General features: G+C 47.3%; 27 protein-coding genes. 16 read left to right on the top strand and 11 right to left on the bottom strand.

Translation table 11 applies throughout. From position 1 onward, the window contains the following. Positions 1-69 precede the first annotated feature (69 nt). The 13 genes from LP667_RS06185 (at position 70) to LP667_RS06125 (ending at position 9,401) form a co-directional block, all read left to right on the top strand. Positions 70-1,104 (top strand): HesA/MoeB/ThiF family protein, encoded by a 1,035-nt coding sequence (locus tag LP667_RS06185; RefSeq protein WP_033609481.1) that lies wholly within the window; start codon positions 70-72, stop codon positions 1,102-1,104. Beyond that, positions 1,101-1,568 (top strand): MogA/MoaB family molybdenum cofactor biosynthesis protein, encoded by a 468-nt coding sequence (locus LP667_RS06180; protein WP_021731745.1) that lies wholly within the window; start codon positions 1,101-1,103, stop codon positions 1,566-1,568. The genes LP667_RS06185 and LP667_RS06180 overlap by 4 nt, the downstream gene beginning before the upstream one ends. A 20-nt stretch (positions 1,569-1,588) precedes the next feature. Beyond that, the gene (locus LP667_RS06175) at positions 1,589-2,803 is read left to right on the top strand and encodes a molybdopterin molybdotransferase MoeA (RefSeq protein ID WP_021731746.1); all 1,215 of its coding nucleotides are present in this window, start codon (positions 1,589-1,591) and stop codon (positions 2,801-2,803) included. Then, complete coding sequence (gene mobB, locus LP667_RS06170; protein WP_021731747.1) at positions 2,782-3,279, top strand: molybdopterin-guanine dinucleotide biosynthesis protein B; 498 nt, start codon at positions 2,782-2,784, stop codon at positions 3,277-3,279. The genes LP667_RS06175 and mobB overlap by 22 nt, the downstream gene beginning before the upstream one ends. Next, the gene (gene moaC / locus LP667_RS06165) at positions 3,272-3,763 is read left to right on the top strand and encodes a cyclic pyranopterin monophosphate synthase MoaC (RefSeq protein WP_021731748.1); all 492 of its coding nucleotides are present in this window, start codon (positions 3,272-3,274) and stop codon (positions 3,761-3,763) included. Before mobB ends, moaC begins: the two co-directional genes overlap by 8 nt. 16 nt (positions 3,764-3,779) lie before the next feature. Next, positions 3,780-4,349, top strand: coding sequence for a molybdenum cofactor guanylyltransferase (locus tag LP667_RS06160; protein ID WP_021731749.1), 570 nt, complete (start codon positions 3,780-3,782; stop codon positions 4,347-4,349). After that, positions 4,339-4,599, top strand: a complete 261-nt coding sequence (locus tag LP667_RS06155; RefSeq protein WP_011101436.1) for a hypothetical protein — start codon at positions 4,339-4,341, stop codon at positions 4,597-4,599. Before LP667_RS06160 ends, LP667_RS06155 begins: the two co-directional genes overlap by 11 nt. Positions 4,600-4,691: 92 nt before the next feature. Further along, positions 4,692-5,129, top strand: coding sequence for a GAF domain-containing protein (locus LP667_RS06150; RefSeq protein WP_021731750.1), 438 nt, complete (start codon positions 4,692-4,694; stop codon positions 5,127-5,129). A gap of 23 nt (positions 5,130-5,152) precedes the next feature. Beyond that, entirely contained in the window at positions 5,153-6,184 is a 1,032-nt protein-coding gene (locus LP667_RS06145) for a sensor histidine kinase (RefSeq protein WP_021731751.1), read from the top strand. A gap of 33 nt (positions 6,185-6,217) precedes the next feature. Then, positions 6,218-6,871 (top strand): response regulator, encoded by a 654-nt coding sequence (locus tag LP667_RS06140; protein WP_056988312.1) that lies wholly within the window; start codon positions 6,218-6,220, stop codon positions 6,869-6,871. A 317-nt stretch (positions 6,872-7,188) separates the two neighbouring features. Further along, positions 7,189-7,497, top strand: a complete 309-nt coding sequence (locus LP667_RS06135; protein ID WP_021731753.1) for a hypothetical protein — start codon at positions 7,189-7,191, stop codon at positions 7,495-7,497. A 9-nt stretch (positions 7,498-7,506) separates the two neighbouring features. Then, positions 7,507-8,487, top strand: coding sequence for a hypothetical protein (locus LP667_RS06130; protein WP_021731754.1), 981 nt, complete (start codon positions 7,507-7,509; stop codon positions 8,485-8,487). 14 nt (positions 8,488-8,501) lie between these two features. Further along, positions 8,502-9,401 (top strand): hypothetical protein, encoded by a 900-nt coding sequence (locus LP667_RS06125; protein ID WP_021731755.1) that lies wholly within the window; start codon positions 8,502-8,504, stop codon positions 9,399-9,401. Between the two features lie 201 nt (positions 9,402-9,602). Here the strand turns inward: LP667_RS06125 and LP667_RS06120 are convergent, their stop codons facing one another. From LP667_RS06120 to LP667_RS06095, 6 genes are all read right to left on the bottom strand, one after another. Further along, complete coding sequence (locus LP667_RS06120; protein ID WP_021731756.1) at positions 9,603-10,481, bottom strand: helix-turn-helix domain-containing protein; 879 nt, start codon at positions 10,479-10,481, stop codon at positions 9,603-9,605. A 29-nt stretch (positions 10,482-10,510) separates the two neighbouring features. Continuing rightward, complete coding sequence (locus tag LP667_RS06115; protein WP_011101428.1) at positions 10,511-10,849, bottom strand: metal-sulfur cluster assembly factor; 339 nt, start codon at positions 10,847-10,849, stop codon at positions 10,511-10,513. Between the two features lie 104 nt (positions 10,850-10,953). Further along, positions 10,954-12,144: a nitrate/nitrite transporter gene (locus LP667_RS06110; protein ID WP_021355909.1), complete on the bottom strand. Its 1,191-nt coding sequence runs from the start codon at positions 12,142-12,144 to the stop codon at positions 10,954-10,956. A 4-nt stretch (positions 12,145-12,148) separates the two neighbouring features. Further along, positions 12,149-13,147 (bottom strand): GTP 3',8-cyclase MoaA, encoded by a 999-nt coding sequence (gene moaA / locus LP667_RS06105; RefSeq protein WP_056988313.1) that lies wholly within the window; start codon positions 13,145-13,147, stop codon positions 12,149-12,151. Positions 13,148-13,189: 42 nt separating this feature from the next. Then, positions 13,190-13,435, bottom strand: coding sequence for a MoaD/ThiS family protein (locus LP667_RS06100; RefSeq protein WP_021731758.1), 246 nt, complete (start codon positions 13,433-13,435; stop codon positions 13,190-13,192). A gap of 2 nt (positions 13,436-13,437) precedes the next feature. Continuing rightward, positions 13,438-13,839 carry a molybdenum cofactor biosynthesis protein MoaE gene (locus LP667_RS06095; RefSeq protein WP_021731759.1) on the bottom strand — a complete coding sequence of 134 codons (402 nt, stop codon included), beginning with the start codon at positions 13,837-13,839 and terminating at the stop codon, positions 13,438-13,440. Between the two features lie 402 nt (positions 13,840-14,241). Here LP667_RS06095 and LP667_RS06090 point away from each other — a divergent pair, with 402 nt between their 5' ends. The 3 genes from LP667_RS06090 to LP667_RS06080 are packed head-to-tail and all read left to right on the top strand — an operon-like array spanning position 14,242 to position 16,469. Next, the gene (locus LP667_RS06090) at positions 14,242-14,697 is read left to right on the top strand and encodes a flavodoxin (protein WP_021731760.1); all 456 of its coding nucleotides are present in this window, start codon (positions 14,242-14,244) and stop codon (positions 14,695-14,697) included. 3 nt (positions 14,698-14,700) lie between these two features. Next, the gene (locus LP667_RS06085) at positions 14,701-15,702 is read left to right on the top strand and encodes a FecCD family ABC transporter permease (RefSeq protein ID WP_021731761.1); all 1,002 of its coding nucleotides are present in this window, start codon (positions 14,701-14,703) and stop codon (positions 15,700-15,702) included. Continuing rightward, positions 15,699-16,469: an ABC transporter ATP-binding protein gene (locus LP667_RS06080; protein WP_021731762.1), complete on the top strand. Its 771-nt coding sequence runs from the start codon at positions 15,699-15,701 to the stop codon at positions 16,467-16,469. The genes LP667_RS06085 and LP667_RS06080 overlap by 4 nt, the downstream gene beginning before the upstream one ends. 115 nt (positions 16,470-16,584) lie before the next feature. Here LP667_RS06080 and LP667_RS06075 read toward each other — a convergent pair whose 3' ends face one another. Genes LP667_RS06075 through sufD form a run of 5 tightly spaced genes read right to left on the bottom strand, consistent with a single transcriptional unit; the run spans position 16,585 to position 22,052 of the window. Further along, positions 16,585-17,655, bottom strand: coding sequence for an ABC transporter substrate-binding protein (locus LP667_RS06075; protein ID WP_021731763.1), 1,071 nt, complete (start codon positions 17,653-17,655; stop codon positions 16,585-16,587). A 16-nt stretch (positions 17,656-17,671) separates the two neighbouring features. Beyond that, complete coding sequence (gene sufB / locus LP667_RS06070; protein WP_021731764.1) at positions 17,672-19,078, bottom strand: Fe-S cluster assembly protein SufB; 1,407 nt, start codon at positions 19,076-19,078, stop codon at positions 17,672-17,674. After that, positions 19,075-19,542 (bottom strand): Fe-S cluster assembly sulfur transfer protein SufU, encoded by a 468-nt coding sequence (gene sufU, locus LP667_RS06065; protein ID WP_021731765.1) that lies wholly within the window; start codon positions 19,540-19,542, stop codon positions 19,075-19,077. Before sufU ends, sufB begins: the two co-directional genes overlap by 4 nt. After that, positions 19,529-20,767, bottom strand: a complete 1,239-nt coding sequence (locus LP667_RS06060) for a cysteine desulfurase (RefSeq protein WP_021731766.1) — start codon at positions 20,765-20,767, stop codon at positions 19,529-19,531. Before LP667_RS06060 ends, sufU begins: the two co-directional genes overlap by 14 nt. Further along, complete coding sequence (gene sufD, locus LP667_RS06055; protein WP_021731767.1) at positions 20,751-22,052, bottom strand: Fe-S cluster assembly protein SufD; 1,302 nt, start codon at positions 22,050-22,052, stop codon at positions 20,751-20,753. The genes LP667_RS06060 and sufD overlap by 17 nt, the downstream gene beginning before the upstream one ends. Positions 22,053-22,063: the final 11 nt, after the last annotated feature.

The following is a 22,063-nucleotide window of genomic DNA, read 5'->3' as shown; positions in this document are numbered from 1 at the left end:
ATACCCGATAGTGACTAGGCGAAATAGCGAGGCACAACACACCAATTTAATATGAAAGAAGATGAGCACATGCTTAATCGTTACGACCGTCAAGAACGCGTCACGGTGATTGGTCGCGACGGTCAACGCCGGATCAACGCTGCCACGATTTTGATTGTCGGTGTCGGCGCGCTTGGCAGTTATGCTGCCGAACAGCTCGTTCGTGCCGGCGTGGGCCACTTGATTCTCGTCGATCCAGATACGGTGTCGCTAACCAACTTACAACGCCAGGCTTTGTTCACTGAAGCAGACGTTCACAACCAGGCCCTGAAGGTCGATGCCGCTAAAAGCCACTTACAGGCCATCAATCATCATGTCGAGATTACGACCTACCCCGCCGCCTTAGATGGCGATCTGTTGCAAAGCTTAACGTTTGACCTAGTCTTGGATTGCTTGGATAACTACGGCACTCGGATCCTGATCAACCGTGCGGCGCTCGTTGAACGCTTCGACTATATCTTTGCCAGTTGTGCCGGAACATTTGGGACAGTAATGCCCATCCGCGCCTGGCAGCACGCCTGCTTGAACTGTGTCTACCCGAACCTTGAAGCGCTACAACAAACGGACTGCGACTTAATTGGCGTCAACACCGCCCTCATCTCGATCATAGCTGGCTTACAAGTCTCACTAGCCCTCCATTACTTGGTCGCACCCACTAGCGTTAATTTTGAGCAACTGACCACGATCGATAACTGGCAGCTATCACAGCAAACGTTTCACGTGCATAAGAATTCCAACTGTCCAACGTGCCAACGCACCGACTGGGACTTGACCACCGCACCAATAACTAATCCCGTTCAAGTACTCTGTGGCACCGCGACTTATCAGGCCCGGTTACCTCAAAAACCGGACTTAGCAGCTATTACTGACTGGCTACTTGACCGCCAGTTCGGTATTAAAAGTTACGCCAGCTTTATTAGTTTCAAGTGGGAAGAGCGACCAATCAGTATCTTCAAGAATGGCAAAGTCATGTTATACAACATCCCCGATCTGGACGCGGCCACCGCGATGTTTAACCGCTTACAATTACATTTAAAATCCGTATTGGAGGTCCCTATCAAATGAGTCGTGCTTGTATTTTAACAGTCAGTGATACGCGTAATCTAAACACTGACAAATCCGGAAAACTAATTGCCGAACGGCTACAACATCACGGGGTCACCGTAATGGCGCGACACGTCGTTATCGATGATATTGTTGATATTCAGCAACAATTTCTGGTCTTCGAACAACTGGGCCCAGACCTAATTATCATCAACGGCGGCACCGGCATTGCACAACGCGATGTGACCATTGCAGCGCTGACGCCCTTATTGTCAACCATGATTCCTGGTTTTGGGGAAGCCTTCCGTGAACTATCCTTTGCGGAAATCGGCACCCGGGCCCTAGCATCCAAGGCTGAAGCGGGCTTTAATAACCGTAACCAGCTCTGTTACTGCTTACCAGGCTCAACCAACGCCTGCCAAACGGCCCTTGACCGTCTGATCTTACCAGAATTTGAACACTTACTATTTGAACGTCATAAATAACCCAAAGGAGTAATTTGCCTATGTTAACTAGAAGATATCCCATCTCAATTACTGAAGCCCAGGCTAAAATCAACCAAGTTGCGCTACCAACGAAAACGGAAACAATCCCCGTCACCGACGCGAATCACCGGGTTCTAGCCGAAACGGTCACCGCACCATTCGCGTACCCCCACTTTCGACGCTCAGGAGTTGATGGGTTCGCTATTCGTCACGAAGACGACCATGACTACCCTCACGAATTCAAGGTCGTCGGTAATATCCCAGCTGGATCAACTTTTCATCAACCCCTTGGCAAAGATGAAGCCGTACGGATCATGACGGGTGCGGACGTTCCAAGCGATGCTGGCGTCGCCGTGATGCTCGAAAAGACCCGCGAACTGGCTGACAACTGCATCAACATCGTGGTTCCCGAAAAGCATTCTAACATCACTGAAATTGGTGAAGAATATCAAACTGCCGATGTTTTGATTGAAAAGGACACCGAACTTAATCCAGGCGGCCTAGCCGGTTTGACCGCACTAGGCGTCCAGACAGTCACCGTCTACCGGCAGCCCCGCGTCGCCGTCATCACGACGGGTAGCGAACTGATGGCCCCGGGTGAACCTGTCCAAGAAGGCAAAATTTATAATAGTAATGGCGTGCAGATCCCGTATCTCGTCCGCGAAAATGGTGGCGTGGTCACCAACGTTGAACAATTAATTGACGATAACGAGCTATTGCAAGCGTCCCTAACTAAAGCGATTGCAGAAAATGATATCGTCATTACTGACGGCGGTGTCTCAGTTGGTGACTACGATTTCATTGGCGATACTGCGCGGCAAGCCGATGAACTCTTATTCAACAAAATCAAGCAACGTCCGGGTAGTGTCACCACGGCGTTTGTTCAGGATGACACACTTGTCATGGCCTTGTCAGGTAATCCTGGCGCCTGCTTTACGGCTTTCTACCTATACGTTGAGCCCCTCCTACGCCGATTTGTCCATCAGCCGAGTCGCATCAAAAAGGTCTCGTCACGTTTGGCCGCCCCTTACCATAAGACGAACGGCTTCGACCGGATCCTCCGAGCCACATTTACAGAAGATCACAGTCAGTACGCGACGTACCCGAATGGTCCCGACCGCTCAGGTGCCTTAAGTAATTTACAAACAACCACGTGTTTGATTAAAATTCCGCACAGTAATCGTCCGATTGAACTCAATGCCGAGGTGGAAACATGGCTCTTACCTTTCAAATAATCGGCTATAAAAAGAGTGGCAAGACACTTATTACAACTGAACTGGTTAAATTGCTGACTAGCCGCCAATTACAGGTGAGCGTCCTCAAACATGACGCCCATGCAAGTGCGATGGATACGCCCGGTACCGACACGGCACAATTCAGCCACGCTGGTGCTCAGAATGTCATCTTGCAGTCCGCCAATGGGACTTTTTGCCATCAAACGACCGTACAGCCTGTCCCTGTCAGCAAGCTGATTGCACAGTTACCGACGAGTACCGACGTGATCTTTTTGGAAGGGTTTAAACACGCGTCCTATCCAAAAATAGCGCTGTTACGATCCGATGATCACGCGATCGACTTTCAACAATTTACAAATATCCAAGTCTTTGCCAGTCTGACATGCCATCCTGACGCAACGTTGGTCGGGAAGACGGCGATTTGCAACTGGTTTATACAAACTTACTTTAAAGGAGCTGCGACAACTAATGACTGATCAACTTACTCACTTTAACGATCAAAACCGAGCCAAAATGGTCGACGTAACCGACAAAGCCGTCACCCACCGTGTGGCCACGGCCACTGGTCAGATCACCATGCACCCGGCCACCCTGCAACGCATTCACGATGGTCAAATCAAAAAAGGCGACGTCTTGGCCGTCGCTCAGGTCGCCGGTATCATGGCGGCTAAACAAACGAGCAGTTTAATTCCAATGTGTCACCTGATCCCACTGACCGGTGTTGATATTCACTTTACTGACAACGACCAAGATACGATCACCGTCGACGCACTCGTCAAGACAAAACATGTCACCGGTGTTGAAATCGAAGCCTTACTAGCTGTTCAAGTTACCTTGCTCACGATTTATGATATGTGCAAAGCTATCGACCGCGGCATGCTGATCAACAACATTCACCTCGTAGAAAAAGACGGCGGCAAAAGTGGTCACTTTGTCTATCCTAGTACCCCGAAATCTTGAGAAAGAAGTCCTGAACATGTTGGGAATCGTCCTCGCTGGCGGGCAGTCGAAGCGTTTTGGCCGCGACAAAGCCCAAGTCCAGTTACCCGGCCAACCGCTCAATAACGTTGGCCTCGCCGTCACCAAGTTACAACTGCTATGTGAACAAGTCATTGTCAGTGCTAATCAGCAAAACGTGGCTAACTTGACCGAACAGTTTCGCACCAGTTCAAACGTTATCGTCGTGACCGATCAAGTTCCTTTCGAGCGCCAAGGTCCCCTCAGCGGTATTTTCGCAGCCACTAATTATTCACCAGAACTGACTGATTACTTGTTATTGGCAGTTGATTATCCATTAATTACTACCACCATTTTAACGACCTTAGTCACCCAAACAGATTGTTACGCAACGACACCAACACAGGATCATTACTTGGTAAGTCATGTGCGAACCAGTCAGGCCATGGTACGCGCTCATTTATTGCTAGGTGATTTACGAGTTAGCCACTTTGTCAAGACGACGTGTCAGGGACTGCCGATGACTTTTCCAGATAGTCAAGCATTTACTAATCTAAACAATATGGAGGCACTTACCAATGCTAAGTAAAGCAGAAATGAACGAACGTGATTTCCAGAAATTATTGCAAATTGCACTGACCGACCTCGGACTCCGGCAAACAATGCTGGAAAACGAGGTTAGTTCAGTCAATGAAGAAATGCGCTCACTTGAAAAAGATGATAAACTAGATAAACTTGATATGCAGATTCGGGCAGTCCGTCAAGACTATGAACATTACCATCAATTCGTAAATTCCAACTTCAAACTTGACGTGGCAGACCAATATCGTGAATCATAGAATATTCTAATTATGTATGAAACCGTAAAATTAAAATGTGTAAATTGGCCTCAGACCGTTACAATCATGGTATGATAAAGGAGGAATAAAAAGTGACCTTAGCTGAAAATGCCAATCAACATAATTACCAATACTTAGTTGATCAGCTCTACCAAACTAGCGATTTTGACTTTGTCGGTGTGGCGTTACAAGCCACCCAAGCGCCCCATCAAATCACTTGGCAATATGTTGCCGGTAATCAGGGGGAACAATTTCGAAAGATCATTTTGCGTAGCGGCATCGGCATTGCCGGGCTAGTGGTACGAACTGGCAAACCTTTTTGGAAAAACGCGCTGCAAAACGAGTCCTATAACGATGCATTCTATACGCCCATTGCTCAAGCAGAAGATCTAACTAGTGCAGCAGCAATTCCGATTGTCACAACCGAGTTTCGGTTAGTTACCGGCGTTTTGCTCGCTGGTTATCGTTCAACGCAGTCTGTGTCCGACCAAACAATCAGTCGGCTTTCCCACTATTTGGCCACTTTTTAATTCGGCGAAGGGAGGCCGACTTTTTGCTAGAATCAAATCACTGGATTCAACAATATTTTTCAGAAGCAACCGATGCGGTATTGATTTTTAAAGACGATCAGTTAGTTATTAGTAATCAATTAGCGCGCGATCTGCAAGCCGAACTGAACTTTGACCCTAATTATTTGATCCAAATCGCTAATAATGCGGTCCAACAAAAATTCAATACAACTGATGATTGCTTTGATTGTGTCATTCGCAATTTAATGCCAGAAATTTCAATTCCAATTACCCTGGCTACGGATAAACCACATCCGCTCGCTTATTTTTTGATTTATCACGTCATCAATACTGACGAACGCGTCTTCTCGTTAACGTTAAAAAATCGCGGGACAATCAAACGAATGGATCAGCTCGCTCAGCAGCGCCAGTTAAACGCCTATGTTAACCGGGCCCATGAAGAAGAACGTAAAAAGATTTCTGCTGATCTTCATGACAGTATTGCTCAAGGTATTTATTCTGCAATCATGGGAATTCGTCGGATCAATGCTGAGCAAGCTAACACTGATGAAGTCAGGGCGTTGACCCACGTGATCGAAGCCCAATTGGAGGACACGTTGACCGAAGTTAAGGGCATGGCACTCGACATTCGCCCCTCAGTACTCGATAACTTTGGTTTGCTAGCTGCGTTACGAGCTTTGGCTAAACGTTTACAAGCTAATTCTGGTGTGACAATTACGGTAACCGGCAACGACGAACCGACGCAACTTGCCACGGATGTACAAAACGTCCTCTATCGCATCGGTCAAGAATCAATCAATAACGCGCTCAAACACGCCCACGCCAACGAGATCAATCTCCTACTAGTTGCACATGACCATTACATTACTTTGGAAATCATTGATGACGGTCAAGGTTTTAACGTTCCAGATCAAGCCACTTTCAATGGTCACTCGTTAGGCTTGTTAAATATGAATGAGCGGGTCAAAGCGCTTAATGGTACTTTCACGCTCCATTCACGGCCTGGATCCGGCACTAGTGTTACTGCCAAATTCCCGATGACGTTAACACCTTAACTTAAATATTATAATTTAGAGGAGTTGTTTACGATGTATCACGTCTTAATTGCGGATGATCACGCGGTTGTTCGCTCAGGGTTAGCATACTTAATTAACCAACAACCCAATTTTGAAGTCATTGATGAAGCTGCAGACGGAACATCAACGTATCTACGCGTTGAACAAGGCGACATTGATATTCTCGTGATGGATTTAAGCATGTCGCCGGGTGAAAGCGGTCTCATTACGACTCAACGAATTCACGACCACTTTCCAGATGTTCGCATTCTGATTCTCTCAATGCACGAAGAACAAGAATATATCAACAAAGCGCTACATAATGGTGCCATGTCATACATTATGAAGAGTTCTTCTGACGATGAATTATTGAAAGCCTTAAAAACAGTCGCAAACGGCGAAGAGTACGTCGATGCCAACATCGTGATAACCAAGTCTGACGTTCAACAAATCAATTCAGACGGCGTTGACACTAACCTCACGGGATATAATGGCCTTTCGAAACGCGAACGGGAAGTCTTCCCCCTAGTGGCACTTGGCTACTCCAACAAAGAAATCGCGGCTAAGCTATTCATTTCGACTAAAACAGTCGAAGCCCACAAGGCCAACATTATGCATAAGCTATCATTAAATAATCGCGCTGATTTAATCCGGTACGCCATCCACCACCACCTGATTGACTTCTAGTATGCCGTACTGATAGTTTTCCTCAATTGGAGCTATCGAAACTCAGCACTGAAGACTGTAATACGCCAATTGAACGTAACCTTAGCGCAACATCACATCTCCCAGCTGGTAGCGATTTAAACTACCAAGGCCTATTAACGAATCGTGGCGGCCGCCCGATTCGTTTTTTTGTGTTCACCACACCAACCTTTTGCCACCACCGATTCGGCTAGCCGGAGTATTTATCAACATCTCGTAATATAGTCATTTCCCCAATACCCAGTTTCCTACTCTTCCGGTAAACTAATGATAAAAGCACTTGGAAGGAGTTTGACACAATGGCACATAATGTTAGTCAAGATGAAGAATTATTAGGAATTTTACGCGATGTTGCGACCCATCGGTTTCACCAAGGAAGACAGGTCAATCCGAACTCCATGTTGTATCAAACGGTATCAGTGGCAGTTAAACGCGGTTATCTAAATGACGCACAGCTCGATGATAATTATAGCCATACGCTCGCAAGCATCGACCTCACGAAAGCAACCTTGACGGACGCCGGCACTGACAAATTGCAAGCCCTTACGACTGTCGATGATGCTTCAGCCACTGATGATGCCAGCGCACCTACCAGACCACAAGCATAGGAGGCTCCCATGGATATTCAAGAAAAGCTAAACGCGAAGTATGATAACATCGCAATTTACACGTCGGGCTTCTATGCGGATCCGGAAGACGAACTCGGCACTCGGAGTAAACTCAGCGAAACGTTGAAATCATTCACAATGAATCAACATGCTGATACACCCTTCTCACTACAAATCATGACGACCAACGGAGAAATCAACGTCATGCCGCTCGGACTATTAAGCCTCGATGAATTAAAAGCATACGAAACGAAACGCCGCGAACAGACCGGACTCACCACTGATGATGATACCATTCCACTGGTCGTTCAATTTGCGGCCCACACCGAAAAAGGGCAGATTCACAAACAAATCGTCGGCACCACCCAAGACTTGTTTGATAACTTCAACACTCATTTTGCGGCTATTTGGACCGTCGTTAAAGCTGATCTTCAGGCCAATCAAGCACTACTGGTTGGGATCGAACGCGATCTGATTAGTGACAGCACTGATATTCAACGCGAGTATCAAGACAACTTCAAACTGATGGATGCGCCGACACGCAAAGCCAAACTCGGCTTCGCCTTAAAGGATACTGAACTCACCCACTTCAGCACCTTTATGGCCGATATGCACGAAATTCAAGCAATCGTTCTGTCGTCAGCCGCATTCGTCAAAAATGAATTGTTAGGTGACGATTTATTCGCTCAGGTCATGAACGATAAGGTCTCCCGCAACACGTTATTTTGGGTGCTCGACAATACATTTTACGAGACGCTTTACTATTTTATTGAGAAATATCGCGATATTGCAAACGGTGAAAAACTCACCAAGCATCTCCACCATCAAAAGAAGTTATTAATTATCAACATGCGTAATGATGCCTACCAACGTGCACAAGTAGCTGTCGAAGATGCAACTACTAAACTTGATATGGACAAATACTTCAGCGACATTTTTGTGCCGATTGCTGAACAACTGGCACGTGAAGTTGACCAATTTCAAAACTAACGGGAGCGATAAGGATGTTACTTGATTACGACGTCGCCCTAGAAGACGACTTTCAACAATTCATTAAACAGATTCCGGCGCCCGTCCGCACACTACTCGATTCGGCAGACCCGGTCGCACGTCACCAGCGGCAGGCTGTGTATACACTATTTGAAATTCCGGGGCAGCCCGCAACGATGACACCGCTTGTCGAAGCACTAGCAATGGTCTCAACTTTAGATACGCCGAGTTTTGCGCCCACACCCACGATTAATGATTTGGCTCTGAGTAAGGCGCACGCATACGCTAGTCAGTACTTACTCCAACAATTTATTTGGGCGGTCAGTCACACGACCATGCTACCGTCTGCCAATCGGCACGAACTCTTAACGGCGGCACTATCATTACCGTTAGCGAACCTCAATCGACTCCGGTTGAACTTTAATCAACGAGAGCGGATTGCGGATTTTCTGAAGGATACGAAGGATCGGCCAGCCAAATTGACCAGTCTGAGTGGCTACTTAGCTACTAGCTTGGCTGGCCTTGACCCGGCTATCTGTGGCCTTGCACGCGCAATTGGGGAATCAGTCGGCGTCGTACTCACTATTCTGACTGACGTCCAGGTGACCCAACAGATTGCGGATTTTCGTGAGCGCCTCTTGATGGGAAACTATCCATTGCCACTCCTGTTTGGCTTCGAAAACGACCCGGGCTATTTTTATGATTTCTTCCACCAAGCCCATAAACCAACGGCCGACCAATTTGTCGCGACTCAGCAACGGGTCCTAACGATTGGAATTGCGCCCGCATTAACGATGGCTAGTGAATTAGTCGACCAAGCGCGCTTAGATAGTCAACAGCTACCAACTGACTTACAAAAGCGCGTCGAACAAGCCCTTACCCGTCTGGCCGCCGCTACGACACAACCGCAGTAATTCCGTCATCACAATTGGATTGTGCTATTCCAAAGTGTCGCTCAGTGCAGCGACACTTTTTTGACGCCACTGTCATTATGGCTGCCGCGCATAGGTTAATTATGACACCAAAACGACCATTCCTCAGTCTACCGAGAAATGGTCGTTTAAAAATATTCAAATTCATATTAACGAAATAATGGTGGTTCAACTGCATCGGCCCTAGGCATGCTTGCGTGCGTGCAGATAACGTCGCCGCAGGGCCGCGGCCTTGACCTCTACAACTTGATTGTGGTTGATCCGTGCAAAGGCAACTGTTTCACTTAAAAGTTGTTGAATCTGCTCGTCAGGTTGGCACTGTTGAATAGCATTAGCCGTCGCCAAATATTTCAGTCGTGGTAAATAGTAGGTGACATGTTGCTCCGAACAAAGGGACACACCATCATTGATTAGCCCATCGCTAGTGGCAAAATCTTCGCGAGTCGCTTCGTATTCAGCCGTATAAAAAATCATCGTCAGTAGCCGTAAATAGTCCTGGTTATCACCATTGACCAAAGCCTGCCTGACTGCTTGATGGACCTTTTCAAAGTAAAATTGGGCCTTCGTCAATTCTGACAACCGACTATACATGACCCCCAAGCCGACATATGCCAGCGGGGTAAATACCGTTTCATGCGTCTGGTCCAAATCATCTAAGATTTGATCGAAGTCAAAACAAACATCACTCACGGCACCATTGATCAATGATTTCAGCAACCCGCTCAAATAATAATATTGCATCCGTAGCGGAACCGCCGCAATTTCGCTAACTGCAATCTGATCCAAAGCTTGCAGCACCACTTGATAATCCTCCATCATCAGCTGACGTTCAATATGGTCCAATTGTTGCCGTATTTGGGTCACCGAACTCGCTTGGTCCTCGTTTAGCTCATCAACAGTCAACCCCAGGCGCGCGCATAGCTGTTCTAAGATGGCCAGCGATGGCACGCGACCGCGCCGTTCGAACTTGCTGAGCGTGGCCTGGGTACAAATACCGGCCGATAATTTAATTTGTGAAATTTGTAGGGCTTTACGACGAGCCACAAACTTTTTAATATCCATTCGCGCGCAACCCCTTACTGAATTACTGGTTAACCATGAATGCCGAGCGCCACCTTAGCAAAGCGGCTCATTTTACTCATGTCCCAAGCTGGCTCCCAAACTAAATCAATCTCGCATCCAGTGACCCCGTCGACGCTAGTCACTGCCCGATTAATCTGATCAGCTAACAAGTTACCCAGTGGGCAGCCCATGGTTGTCAACGTCATGGTGACAACACAGTTGCCATCGTCATCAACATGGATATCATAGATTAACCCAAGATTAACCATATCAATGCCCAACTCGGGGTCAATGACATCCTCCAACGACTTCATCACTGCATCTTCAATGGGTGAAAATTCGGCGCCTTCACCAATTCCATCTGCCATTCTGCCACACTCCTTCTAAACTATTACTCGTTTAATTATACCATTTTTATAAGGCGTTTTATGCCAATCACTAATAATTAACGTTAAATTGTAATCGATTACAATTATTTAACAATGTGGACGTCACCATGAATAAATCGGCGCCAAAGGGCATACCAACAAACTAAGCCAGTGAGGGCTAAGAGCACGATACCGAGCCGATAACTACCCGTCCAAGTATGAATCCACCCCACTAATAGTGGTGGAAAGAAACCGCCCAGACCACCTAAAGCGCCGACAAAACCGGTGACAGCACCAGTATTCCCCTGTGATACATACGGCACCATCTTAAAAATGACCCCGTTACCGAAGCCGGCAATCAATCCGGCGCCAACAATACCAAAGATAAACAATGACTGGTTGCTAAAAGTCAACGTAATAATCACGGCAAAGACGGTGATGCCGATAAAAATCCACTGTAACATCTGCATCGGTCGCCACTTATCGGCCGCCGCCCCACCAATTGGTCGAACAACGGTACAAAGACCGGCGAATAATGCAGCGTATAAGCCTGCTGTTACTTGTGGTACACGGAAAATATCTTCCAAGAACAGTGGTGTCAAATTAGTGAATGAGACAAACAGACCAAACGTTAGAAAATAAAATAATGACAAGTACCAAGTACTACTTTCCTTTGCGACAGCCAATGCGCCCGTCACAGTCTTCGTCTTATCGACCGGCATTTCGCGGCAAAAGATGGCGAACAGAACAGCCAAGATGACCGTTAATACCATCAAGAAATAGTAAACCATGTTAAATCCATACGAGGTCGAAATTGATGGCAGCGTCAATGCGGCGACCGCATTCCCCATATTCCCCATGCTAACGATTCCTAATGCTAATCCTTGTTTTTCGGGCGGAAACCAGACTGAGGCATACGAAACTCCGACGGCAAAAGACGTTCCGGCCATCCCAACGAGTAACGCCGCGACCAACAACATGCCGTACGTGTGTACCTTCGTGATCATCAACAGCGGGATCAAGATGAAGGCCATCAAGATCAGATAAACCTTTTTACCACCATACCGATCACTCAAAATCCCGACTGGAATTCGCATGATTGACCCGAGTAGTACTGGCGTTGCTAGTAGCAGCGTCCGTTGCGACACACTCAAATGAAACTTGATTGCGAGCTCTCCCGCTAATGGTGCAAAGTTTGACCATGACATAAAGCAAACAATCATCGCCACCGTTGCCAGGCCTAACGCTAAATAGGCCCGCCAACGCGTACTTGTCTGAGCATCTTCAACTGTCATTTTCTTATCCTCCAATCTGACTCATATGCCGCCACGTTGGGGCTTTATCAATGATGCGGTCAGTTTCGGACATGGCCATTTCATGATTGAGCGGCTTATTATCTAACGCCTTTTGAATAAGTTTGCGAAACACCACCGGATCACCAATGGCTGACCGGATATCGATTTCTTCGTTCCAATACAAGCATGCTTTGACGTACCCGTCAGCAGTAATTCGTAATCGATTACAGTTTTCACAAAACTTAGAACTGATTGGATGAATAAGACCGAAACTTCCCTCATAACCTTCAATTTGATAATTATCAGACGGTCCGTTACCACGCAAAACGATTGGATGATAAGCTAAGCCGTTGTCTTTACAAGTATCAAAGACGTTTTTTAAACCCACGTATTCCTTTTGCCAGGTCTTCAATGAATTCCCAATCGGCATGAACTCAATGAACCGCGCATTAACATCGTGGTCCTTGGTGTAATGTAAGAAATCTAGGACTTCGTCATCATTTTGCCCCTTGATCAAAACAATGTTCAACTTGATCTTTTTGAAATGTAACTTACTAGCCACGGCGATTCCATCTAAAACCTGTTGAATATTACCGCCCCGCGTAATTTTTTTGTACCGATCCGCTTTAAACGTATCCAGACTAATATTCAATCGATCCAATCCGGCTTCTTTCAGTGGCTTAGCTAATTTCGCTAAAAATAGCCCATTAGTTGTGATTGAAATATCGTTAATCCCGTCGACCGCCTTGATACGCCGAACAATTTCGACCACATCCGTCCGTAACAGTGGTTCGCCACCAGTGATTCGGACCTTAGACACTCCCATGGCCGCAAAATTCTCGATCAATTGGACAATTTCATCCTGCGACAAGACTCGATCCGTTGGGAAAAACGGTAGCCCCTCTTTCGGCATACAATATACACACCGCAAATTACAACGGTCCGTAATCGATAACCGCACGTAATCATGCAAACGATCATAACTGTCATATAATTTTTCCATACCATTCACGCTCCTCCTTCATCATTAGATCTAACGCCGCTATTAACCCCCGCTGACCGGCGGAATTAGTGCAATCTCATCAGTCGATTGTAAAACTTGCTGGTCATCAGCGATGAATTCTTGATTAACCGCGATCCGCGCATTATTGATTACAGCTTTAAGCGCCGGCGTTCGTTGGCTCAAAGCTGGCTTGACCATGGCCGCGGTCGCCGGCGTTGATACGGTCACCGTGACCGTTGGCCCGACTTGTTCCGCTAGCATCGCAAACAACTTAATCGTTAGTTCCATCTTTAATCCCCCCAACGAACCTTGTCGGCATCAAATTCTTTCTTCCAAATTGGGACTTCCTTTTTCAGTGTATCAATTAAGTATTGGCACCACTCGAAGGCCTCAGCACGGTGCGCGGCCGCGACGCCAACAAAAACCGCTTCATCCATCAAATCCAGATGTCCGACCCGATGCACGATCACCACGCGGGCGCCTTTAGCTTCAATGGGCGCTGCTAATTTGTTAAGTTGACTGATGGCCATCTCCGCATACGCCGAATAATCGATCGACTGTGTCTCAATTGAGCCCGTCCACTGACGAACGGTGCCAACAAACGTGACAATGCCGCCATATTCTGGTGCCTTCAATGCTTGATACAACGCATTCACATCCAATGGCGTCGCCGACAATTTGATCATCGCCATGGCACACCCCTCCTTTTGACCTATTCGTCCTACCCTTCTATTATGTCAGAGCCTGCTTTTAAATTTAATTAGTCAAATCCCTAATAATGGTCAGTTCGTGAGAATGTTATCATATAGTTAACAGATATTGGATTGTCGATTATACGCGCTAAGTTGGTCTGAACATTCGTTAGTTTTGTCGTGATGAGAAGAATTCTGTGTTGCGTGGCAAGCGTGTGAGGTTTAGGCGGGTCGAGACTGAGGATTAGTTTAACGTCGTAGTGTAACTAACCGGAAGTTCTCAGTCTGACCCAGACATATTTTACCAATATGGCATTAAGGCGTGGGTTTCGGCTTAAGTCTGTGTCCACTGCGGCCCACCAGTCACTCATAACATCATAAAAATAAAGGAGTGTTATTTACATGAAAGCTGAAATTATTTATGCTTCGTTAACTGGTAATAATGAAGAGATTGCAGAAATTACTCAAAATCAGCTTCGTGAGCAGCACGTTGATACTAATTTCACTGAGATTGGTCAGGCCGACGCCTTTGACCTGCCCGTAGCCGATTTAATCGTGATCGTGCCTTATACATATGGCGAGGGCGACTTACCGGAAGAAGGCCTCGACTTCTTTGATGATCTCCAAGATGTCGACCTCAGTGGAACTGTTTTTGGTGTCACGGGATCAGGCGATCGTTGGTACGCTGAGGATTATTGCAAGGCCGTGGTCGAATTTGACCACCAGCTTGAAACGACTGGTGCTACGCGGGGCGTCCAACCCCTGTTTATCGATCTCCATCCCGAGGACGCCGACGAACAACGGCTCAACGACTTCACGACTAGCCTGATTAAAACGGCTACGCAACTGGAGGTCTAGCCAATGGTCAAAACACGTCGGCGCGGTTATGGCATTTTATTACTGACGACCCTTGTGTTGATTGGGTTAATGCTAGTGGCACTTTCTCTAGGCCGTTACCAATTAAGCCTCAGTGAGCTTATCGCCACGCTCACCGGTCAGACATCCGTTAGTCCGGTCATTCATAATATCGTTTTCAGTCTGCGTTTACCACGAATCTTGGCCGCGGCCGCAATTGGTGCCGCTCTCGCCATCTCGGGGACTGCCTATCAGAGTATTTTTCAAAATCCCTTAGTTTCGCCTGATCTGCTGGGTGTTTCAAATGGTGCGGCGGTCGGCGCAGCCTTAGCAATTCTGTTAGGTTGGCACACCGTTGGCACACAGATTTTAGCGTTCGCTCTCGGACTAATCGCCGTCTTATTTAGTGTGGGGATTCCCCGTCTGATCCATCAATCGAGCACACTAGCCTTAGTCTTAGCCGGGATCGTCATTAGTGGGTTGATGCAGGCAATTCTAGGCCTACTGAAATACTTAGCTGACCCGGAGTCACAATTACAAGACATCGTTTACTGGCAGCTTGGTAGCTTAGCAAAAGTAAACCTCAATAGTCTCGGAGCCGTTTTGCCGTTACTCATCGTTGGCATGGTAATCTTACTAATTATGCGCTGGCGCTTAACCGTCTTAGCCCTGGGCAACCAAGTGGCTTTTGCCCAAGGAATTAACGTCCGCTTGGAACGCGGTCTAGTAATTCTTAGCGCCACGATGTTGACTGCTAGTGCTGTGTGCTTGAGTGGCACTATCGGTTGGATTGGTTTGATTGTCCCCCACATGGCGCGGATTATTATTGGCGAAAATACCAAGTGGTCGTTACCCCTGTCCGGTCTAATCGGCGCAATCTTTCTACTAGTTGTGGACACTCTCGCGCGTACCTTATCAGCTGGTGAAATTCCATTAAGCATTCTGACAGGCTTCATCGGTACACCGATTTTTATTGCAATTCTGTTATCAAAGAAGGTGGCACTATGACCGCACTTTTATCAGCTGAACATTTGGCTTTTCACTATCCACAACAGGCCGACCTCTTTACCGATTTACAGTTACAACTGGACCATGGTGAAATATTGACTTTGCTTGGCCCCAACGGTATCGGCAAATCGACACTGTTAAAATGTCTGTTAGGATTACTCACACCAACAGCCGGAACACTCACTTTGAACGGCCAACCATTAGCTACACTAACGCCCAAACAGCGGGCACGGATTATCGCTTACGTGCCCCAGACGATTCCAACAACGACTAGTTTGAGCGTCCGTGACTACTTATTGACCGGACGCACCCCCTACTTAAACTTCGCTCAGTCCCCAGGTACGACCGATATTGCCCTGGCAGACCGCGTCCTAAAAACGTTGCAGCTCAGTGAATTAACGGCGCGCACCATCAACACGTTAAGTGGCGGCCAGGCCCAACTGGTTACAATTGCGCGCGCCTTGATGCAAGAACCTCAGTTGATTATCTTAGATGAACCGACTGCAGCTCTTGATTTCGGCCGTCAACAGCAGCTTTTGAACCTCGTCCAGCAACTAGCTGATCAGAACATTGCAGTCATTTTAACCACGCATAACCCGAACCACGCGCTAATTTTAAAACAGCGAGTCGGATTATTCGGTGCTAGCGGACACTTCGATTACGGTGGCATCGAGCTACTAACCGAACCACGCCTACAAGCCACTTACCAAACGAAGCTCCGACTACTATACGTCCCAGAACTGGGCCGCACGATTTGCGAGTTTTAACCGTCAGCACAAGCCATGACAGCATCAGCGTCCACACCAAAAAAGCTAGCCGAGAAATTATAATACTTTCTCGACTAGCTTTTTAAACGTGCACGACGGCCAGTTTAACCAGCGGTTATTTGGGCGTCGAGGCACCATTCAATAACCGGTTAGCTTGCGCCGTACTTAACTGATAATGATAAAACTGCTGATAGAAAGCTTTGGTTTTCACGACCATATCCAAATCTTGGAACTGATCCGGGTGTAATTTTTTAGCTGCCCACAACACTTGTAAAGCTTCCTCAGCACTGTAGCGATCCCAGGGGAACGTTCCCTGAGGGTTACCGTACACCCGATTCTTTTTGACAGCGGTCAGTTTGCTCAAGACGGCGTTTTTCTTCAACGCTGCCCTGGCTTCAGCTGTCGTTGCACTCCCAACGATAATGACGTCAGGATTAGACTTAGCCAACGTTTCAGTCGTAACTGAAATCATGTTACCCTTTTGTGTTAAGGCGTTTTGACCACCTGCTGCTTTGATCCACTCGTTCACGATTGTCCCAGTACCGTCCACTTGATTTAAATTCGTAGCGTTCACGAAATGCAGAACTTTAGGCTTGGACGTCACACCTTTGAGCTGGGTCTTAACGTCATTAAGATTGGTCGTCAGTGTTTTTTGATACGCTTTTGCAATCTTTGGCGCTGTACCACCCAAGACTTGTGCGGTTAGATTCACAGATTGCCGTAAGCCTGCAAACGTCTGATACATCGCATTAATGGTTGGAATCTTCGCTTTCCGTGCCTGCTTGACCTGGGCTGCATCCGCTGTAATCACAACGTCCGGCTTAACTTTCAACAATTCTTCTGTCTGAAGATCATCACCCGCAAATGGCGCGGTGACTTTGCTGATTCCGGGATCAATCGTCTTGAACCACGGTGACTGCTTGATCATCTGGGTCGTGGCCACCAACTTTTTCTGACCGCCTAACAACAAGACGACCTGATTATTGGCGTGCCACAAATCAGCGACCCGCGTCACTTTTGTTGGTACTTTGACCTTGGTGCCAGCCATGTCTGTTACCGTCCTAGTCGTCGCCGACTGAGACGCATTAGTCGTCTTCGACTGACTTGCAGTCGAACGGCAGCCAGCCCCAACGCTCAACCCGATGATGAGCGCTAATCCTAATAAGATGCGTCGTGTCTTTTTCATCTCACTTAACCCCTTGCTACCCGATTGATCCTTCCATCTCAAAACTAATCAACCGGTTCAGTTCAACCGCATATTCCATCGGCAATTGCTTTGTAAATGGTTCCACAAAGCCCATAATAATCATTTCAGTGGCCTTAGCTTCTGAAATTCCCCGGCTCATCAAGTAGTAAAGTTGTTCCTCTGAAATTTTAGAAACTTTGGCTTCATGTTCCATCGCCACGTTAGCACTGTCAATTTCGTTATACGGAATCGTATTGGAAGACGACTGATCATCCATGATGATTGTGTCGCACTCAACATGCGCTTTGGAACCGTCCGAATGCTTGGCAAAACGCACGGTCCCACGGTAATCAGTCGCACCACCAGTCTTAGCAATCGACTTCGAAACAATCGAACTGGAGGTATTCTTGGCATTATGAATCATCCGGGCACCAGAATCTTGGTGAATGCCATTGCTGGCAACCGCGATTGATAACATGGTCCCACGGGCGCCCTCACCATTTAAGTAAACACTCGGGTACTTCATCGTGACCTTGGACCCTAAATTCCCATCGACCCATTCCATCGTGGCGTTTTCGGCCGCCGCAGCCCGCTTAGTTTCTAGACTATAAACGTTATCGGACCAGTTTTGGATCGTCGTATAACGGCAGTAAGCGTTCGGTTCAACATTAACCTCAACGACGGCCGCGTGCAAACTATCCGAAGAATAATTAGGGGCCGTACAACCCTCAACATAGTCGACACTGGCCCCATCTTCCACGATAATCAAGGTCCGCTCAAACTGACCCGAATTTTCAGCGTTTAACCGGAAATACGACTGAATCGGTGTCTTCGTCTGAACACCTTTCGGCACGTAGATGAAGGAGCCACCCGACCAGACGGCTGCGTTTAAAGCCGCAAACTTATTGTCGGTTGGCTTGACGAGTTTACCAAACCACTTCTTGAACAATTCCGGATAATCGTGGAGTGCCGTATCGGTATCGGTAAAAATAATCCCTAACTTTTCAAAATCTTTACGCATATTGTGATAAACGACTTCAGATTCATACTGCGCCGATGAACCAGCCAAGTATTTCCGTTCAGCTTCAGGCACACCTAACCGGTCAAACGTCCGCTTCAAGTCAGCTGGGACTTCTTTCCAGTCCCGGAACTTCTTATCGGTCATCTTTTGATAATACAACATATTCTTCAAATCGAGTTTCGTAAGATCCGGGCCAAATTTTGGCAGCGGCATCTTTAAATATTCATGATAGGCGTTTAACCGGTAATCCAGCATCCATTGTGGCTCATGTTTGGCCGCGGAAATTTCGCGCACCGTGGCTTCCGTTAATCCCCGCCCAGTTGAATACGCTGGTTTGACATCATCATGAAATCCATATTCATAATCACGGTCATTTTTGACCACGTCAGGTACTTCACTCATACTTCTGATTCCTCCTCATTGCCATTTTCAGCAAGCAATGCCCGTTGCAAAGCCCACCAAGCTAGCGTGGCACATTTGATTCGTGCCGGAAATTGCATAATATTCGATAAAATTGCAGCATCTTCTAAGGCATCCATATCGGCCTGCGAGTGTTGCTTACCGATTGCCATATCTGAAAACGTCTTGGCCATCGCTAACGCCTGTTCTTTCGACTTACCCATCACCGCATCCGTCATCATGCTGGCTGAAGCTTGACTGATGGTACAGCCCTCACCCGTAAATCCAATATCTTCGATTTGATCATGCGCATCCAATTGAATCGCCAAATTGATGACGTCGCCACAAGTTGGATTTTTCAACGTAATGGCATGTGTCGCGTTTGGCAACGTATTTTTGTGATGCGGATGATCACCGTGATCTAAAATTACTTCGCGATACAAGCCACTTAACTTAGACAGTCCCATGTTCGAAAAACTCCTTTGTTGCTTGGAGTGACGTTAATAATTGATCAGCGTCCGCTTGCGTATTGTAAATGTAAAAGCTAGCCCGTGCAGTCGCCACTAAGCCGAGCGCTGCCATTAGAGGCTGGGCACAGTGATGACCCGCGCGAACGGCGACACCTTCCATATCCAACGCGGTAGCCGCGTCGTGCGGGTGCAAACCGTCGATATTAAAGGCGATGACACCCGTATGATGTTGTGGATCTTGGGGACCGTAGACCGTGACACCAGGCATTGCAATCAACTTAGGCAATAAGTAATTGACTAATTGCTGTTCGTGTTGCTGAACCTGATCCATACCGAGTTGTGTCAAATAATCAACCGCTGCGCCCAAGCCGATCGCACCGGCAATATTCTGAGTGCCCGCTTCAAACTTCCACGGTAGTTCCGCCCAGGTACTGTCATCGCGGTGAACAAAGCCAATCATCTCACCACCAAATTGATACGGTGGCATCGTAGCTAATAAGTTCTCGCGACCATATAGAACGCCAATACCGGTTGGTCCCAGCATCTTATGCCCCGAAAATGCGTAAAAGTCAACATCGAGTGCCTGAACATCGACCGGCATATGAGGGGCTGCTTGCGCCCCATCCGCGATCATCACGGCACCGTGTTGATGCGCCAATCGTGCTAACGCCTTGATTGGATTGACCGTTCCCAATACATTACTAGCATGGGTCACTGAAACGATTTTTGTTCGATCCGAAATCTTGTTGGCCGCATCGGCCATGTCCAATTCACCAGTCGCCGTTAACTCAATATATTTCAAGGTGGCGTGCTTACGCAACGCTAACTGTTGCCACGGAATTAAATTACTATGATGTTCCATAATCGAAATGACGATCTCATCACCCGCTTGAATATTAGCTTCACCATAAGTACTGGCAATCAGGTTGAGACTGTCCGTCGTTCCTTTCGTGAAGACAATTTCATCCGTTTTTGCAGCATTGATGAACCGTTGCACCTTAGCGCGCGCAGCTTCGTATTGACTAGTGGCCCGCTCTGCTAAGGTGTGCACACCGCGATGAACATTGGCATTATCGTGTTGATAAAAGTGAACGAGCGCATCCACGACTTGGTTGGGGCGCTGAGCAGTCGCCGCATTATCCAGGTAGACAAGTCGTTCATCATTCACTTGTTGGTCTAGAATGGGAAAATCTGACCGTAACGTCTCAAAATTGGATGCCATCTTCAAGCTTCCTTTCAATCGTGTTCGTTAAGCGAGTCCGGACAGTCTTCGATGGGATCGCACCAATCACGGTACTTAAGAAGCCCCGAATAACCAACCGTTGGGCCTGTGGTTTATCAATCCCACGACTCATCAAATAGTACATTTGATTTTGATCAATTTGACCAACACTTGCTGCATGTCCAGCTAACACGTCATTTTCATCGATCAATAGGATCGGATTCGCGTCGCCATGGGCATCATCAGACATCATCAAAACCCGATTTTCCTGTTCAGCATGTGCACCGGAGGCTCCATGAATAATGTGACCGATTCCGTTAAAGATCAGGTTAGACTTTTCCATAATGACCCCACGTTGTACGATATTGCCGTCAGTCTTCTTACCACGGTTGGTGACCCGCGTATTAACACAGACATCCTGGGCCTTGGTCGTCACTGTGATGACCTTGGCATCGGATTTGGCGCCTTCACCGATCAGTTCCGAGTCAAAGTCCCCGAAAGTGTTACCGTTATTCATCATGCCAATCGCCCAATCGACTTTGGCTCCCCGACTGATCGCGGCCCGCCGATTCAAATAAGCAGTCGTGTTGGCTCCGAGTTCATCGAACGCTGAAAAATGCACTTCACTGTCAGCCCGTGCCAAAATTTCCACAACACAGTTGGCGATATTATCGACGTCACCCTTCGTTGTCAGGTGCTGAGTTACTGCGAAATGACTGTCTTGTTCAGCCACAATCAAAACGTGACTAATTAACGGTTGCGCTCGGGTACTATCCTGGATCGTGGTGATCTCGATTGGTTCTTTGACAGTAACCCCTTTAGGAACATAGAGGAAGACCCCGGCGTTCAAAAACGCGGTGTGATAGCTAGTCAACCGGTCCTCGTCAGTTTTGACGACTTTGCCCATAAAATGTTTTTCAGTTAGTTGCGGATGTTCGCGAAAAGCCGTGAACATGTCGGTCAAAATGACGCCTTGTTCATCCAATTCATCAGACAAGTTGACGGTCACCGTCGTCTGCCCAACTTGTACGATTTGAATATGACCAGTTTCAGCCGTTACATCAGTTGCTAAAGTCCGATCCGAACGACTGAACTTTAGTGGTTGGTCAGTGGGCGTCAGCGGCCAGTCGCGAATACTAAAGCGATCAGCTTTGGGAACCGTCAGACCTTGCATCGCATCTAAAGCCGCTAAACGGCGTTCAACGAGCCAGTGCGGTTCACCATGTTCGTTAGCAGCCGCGGCTAGCGTTGTCTTGATAGTTTCATAATCAGCAGTTGCTTCCATCACTGCACCCC

Source organism: Lactiplantibacillus paraplantarum (genome assembly GCF_003641145.1).
Classification (GTDB): domain Bacteria; phylum Bacillota; class Bacilli; order Lactobacillales; family Lactobacillaceae; genus Lactiplantibacillus; species Lactiplantibacillus paraplantarum.
This window is presented reverse-complemented; position numbering and strand designations above follow the sequence as displayed.

Excerpts from the sequence above, each read along its gene's own strand:
- LP667_RS06185 (WP_033609481.1), top strand. The coding sequence starts at position 70 with ATGCTTAATCGTTACGACCGTCAAGAACGCGTCACGGTGATTGGTCGC.
- LP667_RS06180 (WP_021731745.1), top strand. The coding sequence starts at position 1,101 with ATGAGTCGTGCTTGTATTTTAACAGTCAGTGATACGCGTAATCTAAAC.
- LP667_RS06175 (WP_021731746.1), top strand. The coding sequence starts at position 1,589 with ATGTTAACTAGAAGATATCCCATCTCAATTACTGAAGCCCAGGCTAAA.
- mobB (WP_021731747.1), top strand. The coding sequence starts at position 2,782 with ATGGCTCTTACCTTTCAAATAATCGGCTATAAAAAGAGTGGCAAGACA.
- moaC (WP_021731748.1), top strand. The coding sequence starts at position 3,272 with ATGACTGATCAACTTACTCACTTTAACGATCAAAACCGAGCCAAAATG.
- LP667_RS06160 (WP_021731749.1), top strand. The coding sequence starts at position 3,780 with ATGTTGGGAATCGTCCTCGCTGGCGGGCAGTCGAAGCGTTTTGGCCGC.
- LP667_RS06155 (WP_011101436.1), top strand. The coding sequence starts at position 4,339 with ATGCTAAGTAAAGCAGAAATGAACGAACGTGATTTCCAGAAATTATTG.
- LP667_RS06140 (WP_056988312.1), top strand. The coding sequence starts at position 6,218 with ATGTATCACGTCTTAATTGCGGATGATCACGCGGTTGTTCGCTCAGGG.
- LP667_RS06135 (WP_021731753.1), top strand. The coding sequence starts at position 7,189 with ATGGCACATAATGTTAGTCAAGATGAAGAATTATTAGGAATTTTACGC.
- LP667_RS06130 (WP_021731754.1), top strand. The coding sequence starts at position 7,507 with ATGGATATTCAAGAAAAGCTAAACGCGAAGTATGATAACATCGCAATT.
- LP667_RS06125 (WP_021731755.1), top strand. The coding sequence starts at position 8,502 with ATGTTACTTGATTACGACGTCGCCCTAGAAGACGACTTTCAACAATTC.
- LP667_RS06120 (WP_021731756.1), bottom strand. The coding sequence starts at position 10,481 with ATGGATATTAAAAAGTTTGTGGCTCGTCGTAAAGCCCTACAAATTTCA.
- LP667_RS06115 (WP_011101428.1), bottom strand. The coding sequence starts at position 10,849 with ATGGCAGATGGAATTGGTGAAGGCGCCGAATTTTCACCCATTGAAGAT.
- LP667_RS06110 (WP_021355909.1), bottom strand. The coding sequence starts at position 12,144 with ATGACAGTTGAAGATGCTCAGACAAGTACGCGTTGGCGGGCCTATTTA.
- moaA (WP_056988313.1), bottom strand. The coding sequence starts at position 13,147 with ATGGAAAAATTATATGACAGTTATGATCGTTTGCATGATTACGTGCGG.
- LP667_RS06100 (WP_021731758.1), bottom strand. The coding sequence starts at position 13,435 with ATGGAACTAACGATTAAGTTGTTTGCGATGCTAGCGGAACAAGTCGGG.
- LP667_RS06095 (WP_021731759.1), bottom strand. The coding sequence starts at position 13,839 with ATGGCGATGATCAAATTGTCGGCGACGCCATTGGATGTGAATGCGTTG.
- LP667_RS06090 (WP_021731760.1), top strand. The coding sequence starts at position 14,242 with ATGAAAGCTGAAATTATTTATGCTTCGTTAACTGGTAATAATGAAGAG.
- LP667_RS06085 (WP_021731761.1), top strand. The coding sequence starts at position 14,701 with ATGGTCAAAACACGTCGGCGCGGTTATGGCATTTTATTACTGACGACC.
- LP667_RS06080 (WP_021731762.1), top strand. The coding sequence starts at position 15,699 with ATGACCGCACTTTTATCAGCTGAACATTTGGCTTTTCACTATCCACAA.
- LP667_RS06075 (WP_021731763.1), bottom strand. The coding sequence starts at position 17,655 with ATGAAAAAGACACGACGCATCTTATTAGGATTAGCGCTCATCATCGGG.
- sufB (WP_021731764.1), bottom strand. The coding sequence starts at position 19,078 with ATGAGTGAAGTACCTGACGTGGTCAAAAATGACCGTGATTATGAATAT.
- sufU (WP_021731765.1), bottom strand. The coding sequence starts at position 19,542 with ATGGGACTGTCTAAGTTAAGTGGCTTGTATCGCGAAGTAATTTTAGAT.
- LP667_RS06060 (WP_021731766.1), bottom strand. The coding sequence starts at position 20,767 with ATGGCATCCAATTTTGAGACGTTACGGTCAGATTTTCCCATTCTAGAC.
- sufD (WP_021731767.1), bottom strand. The coding sequence starts at position 22,052 with ATGGAAGCAACTGCTGATTATGAAACTATCAAGACAACGCTAGCCGCG.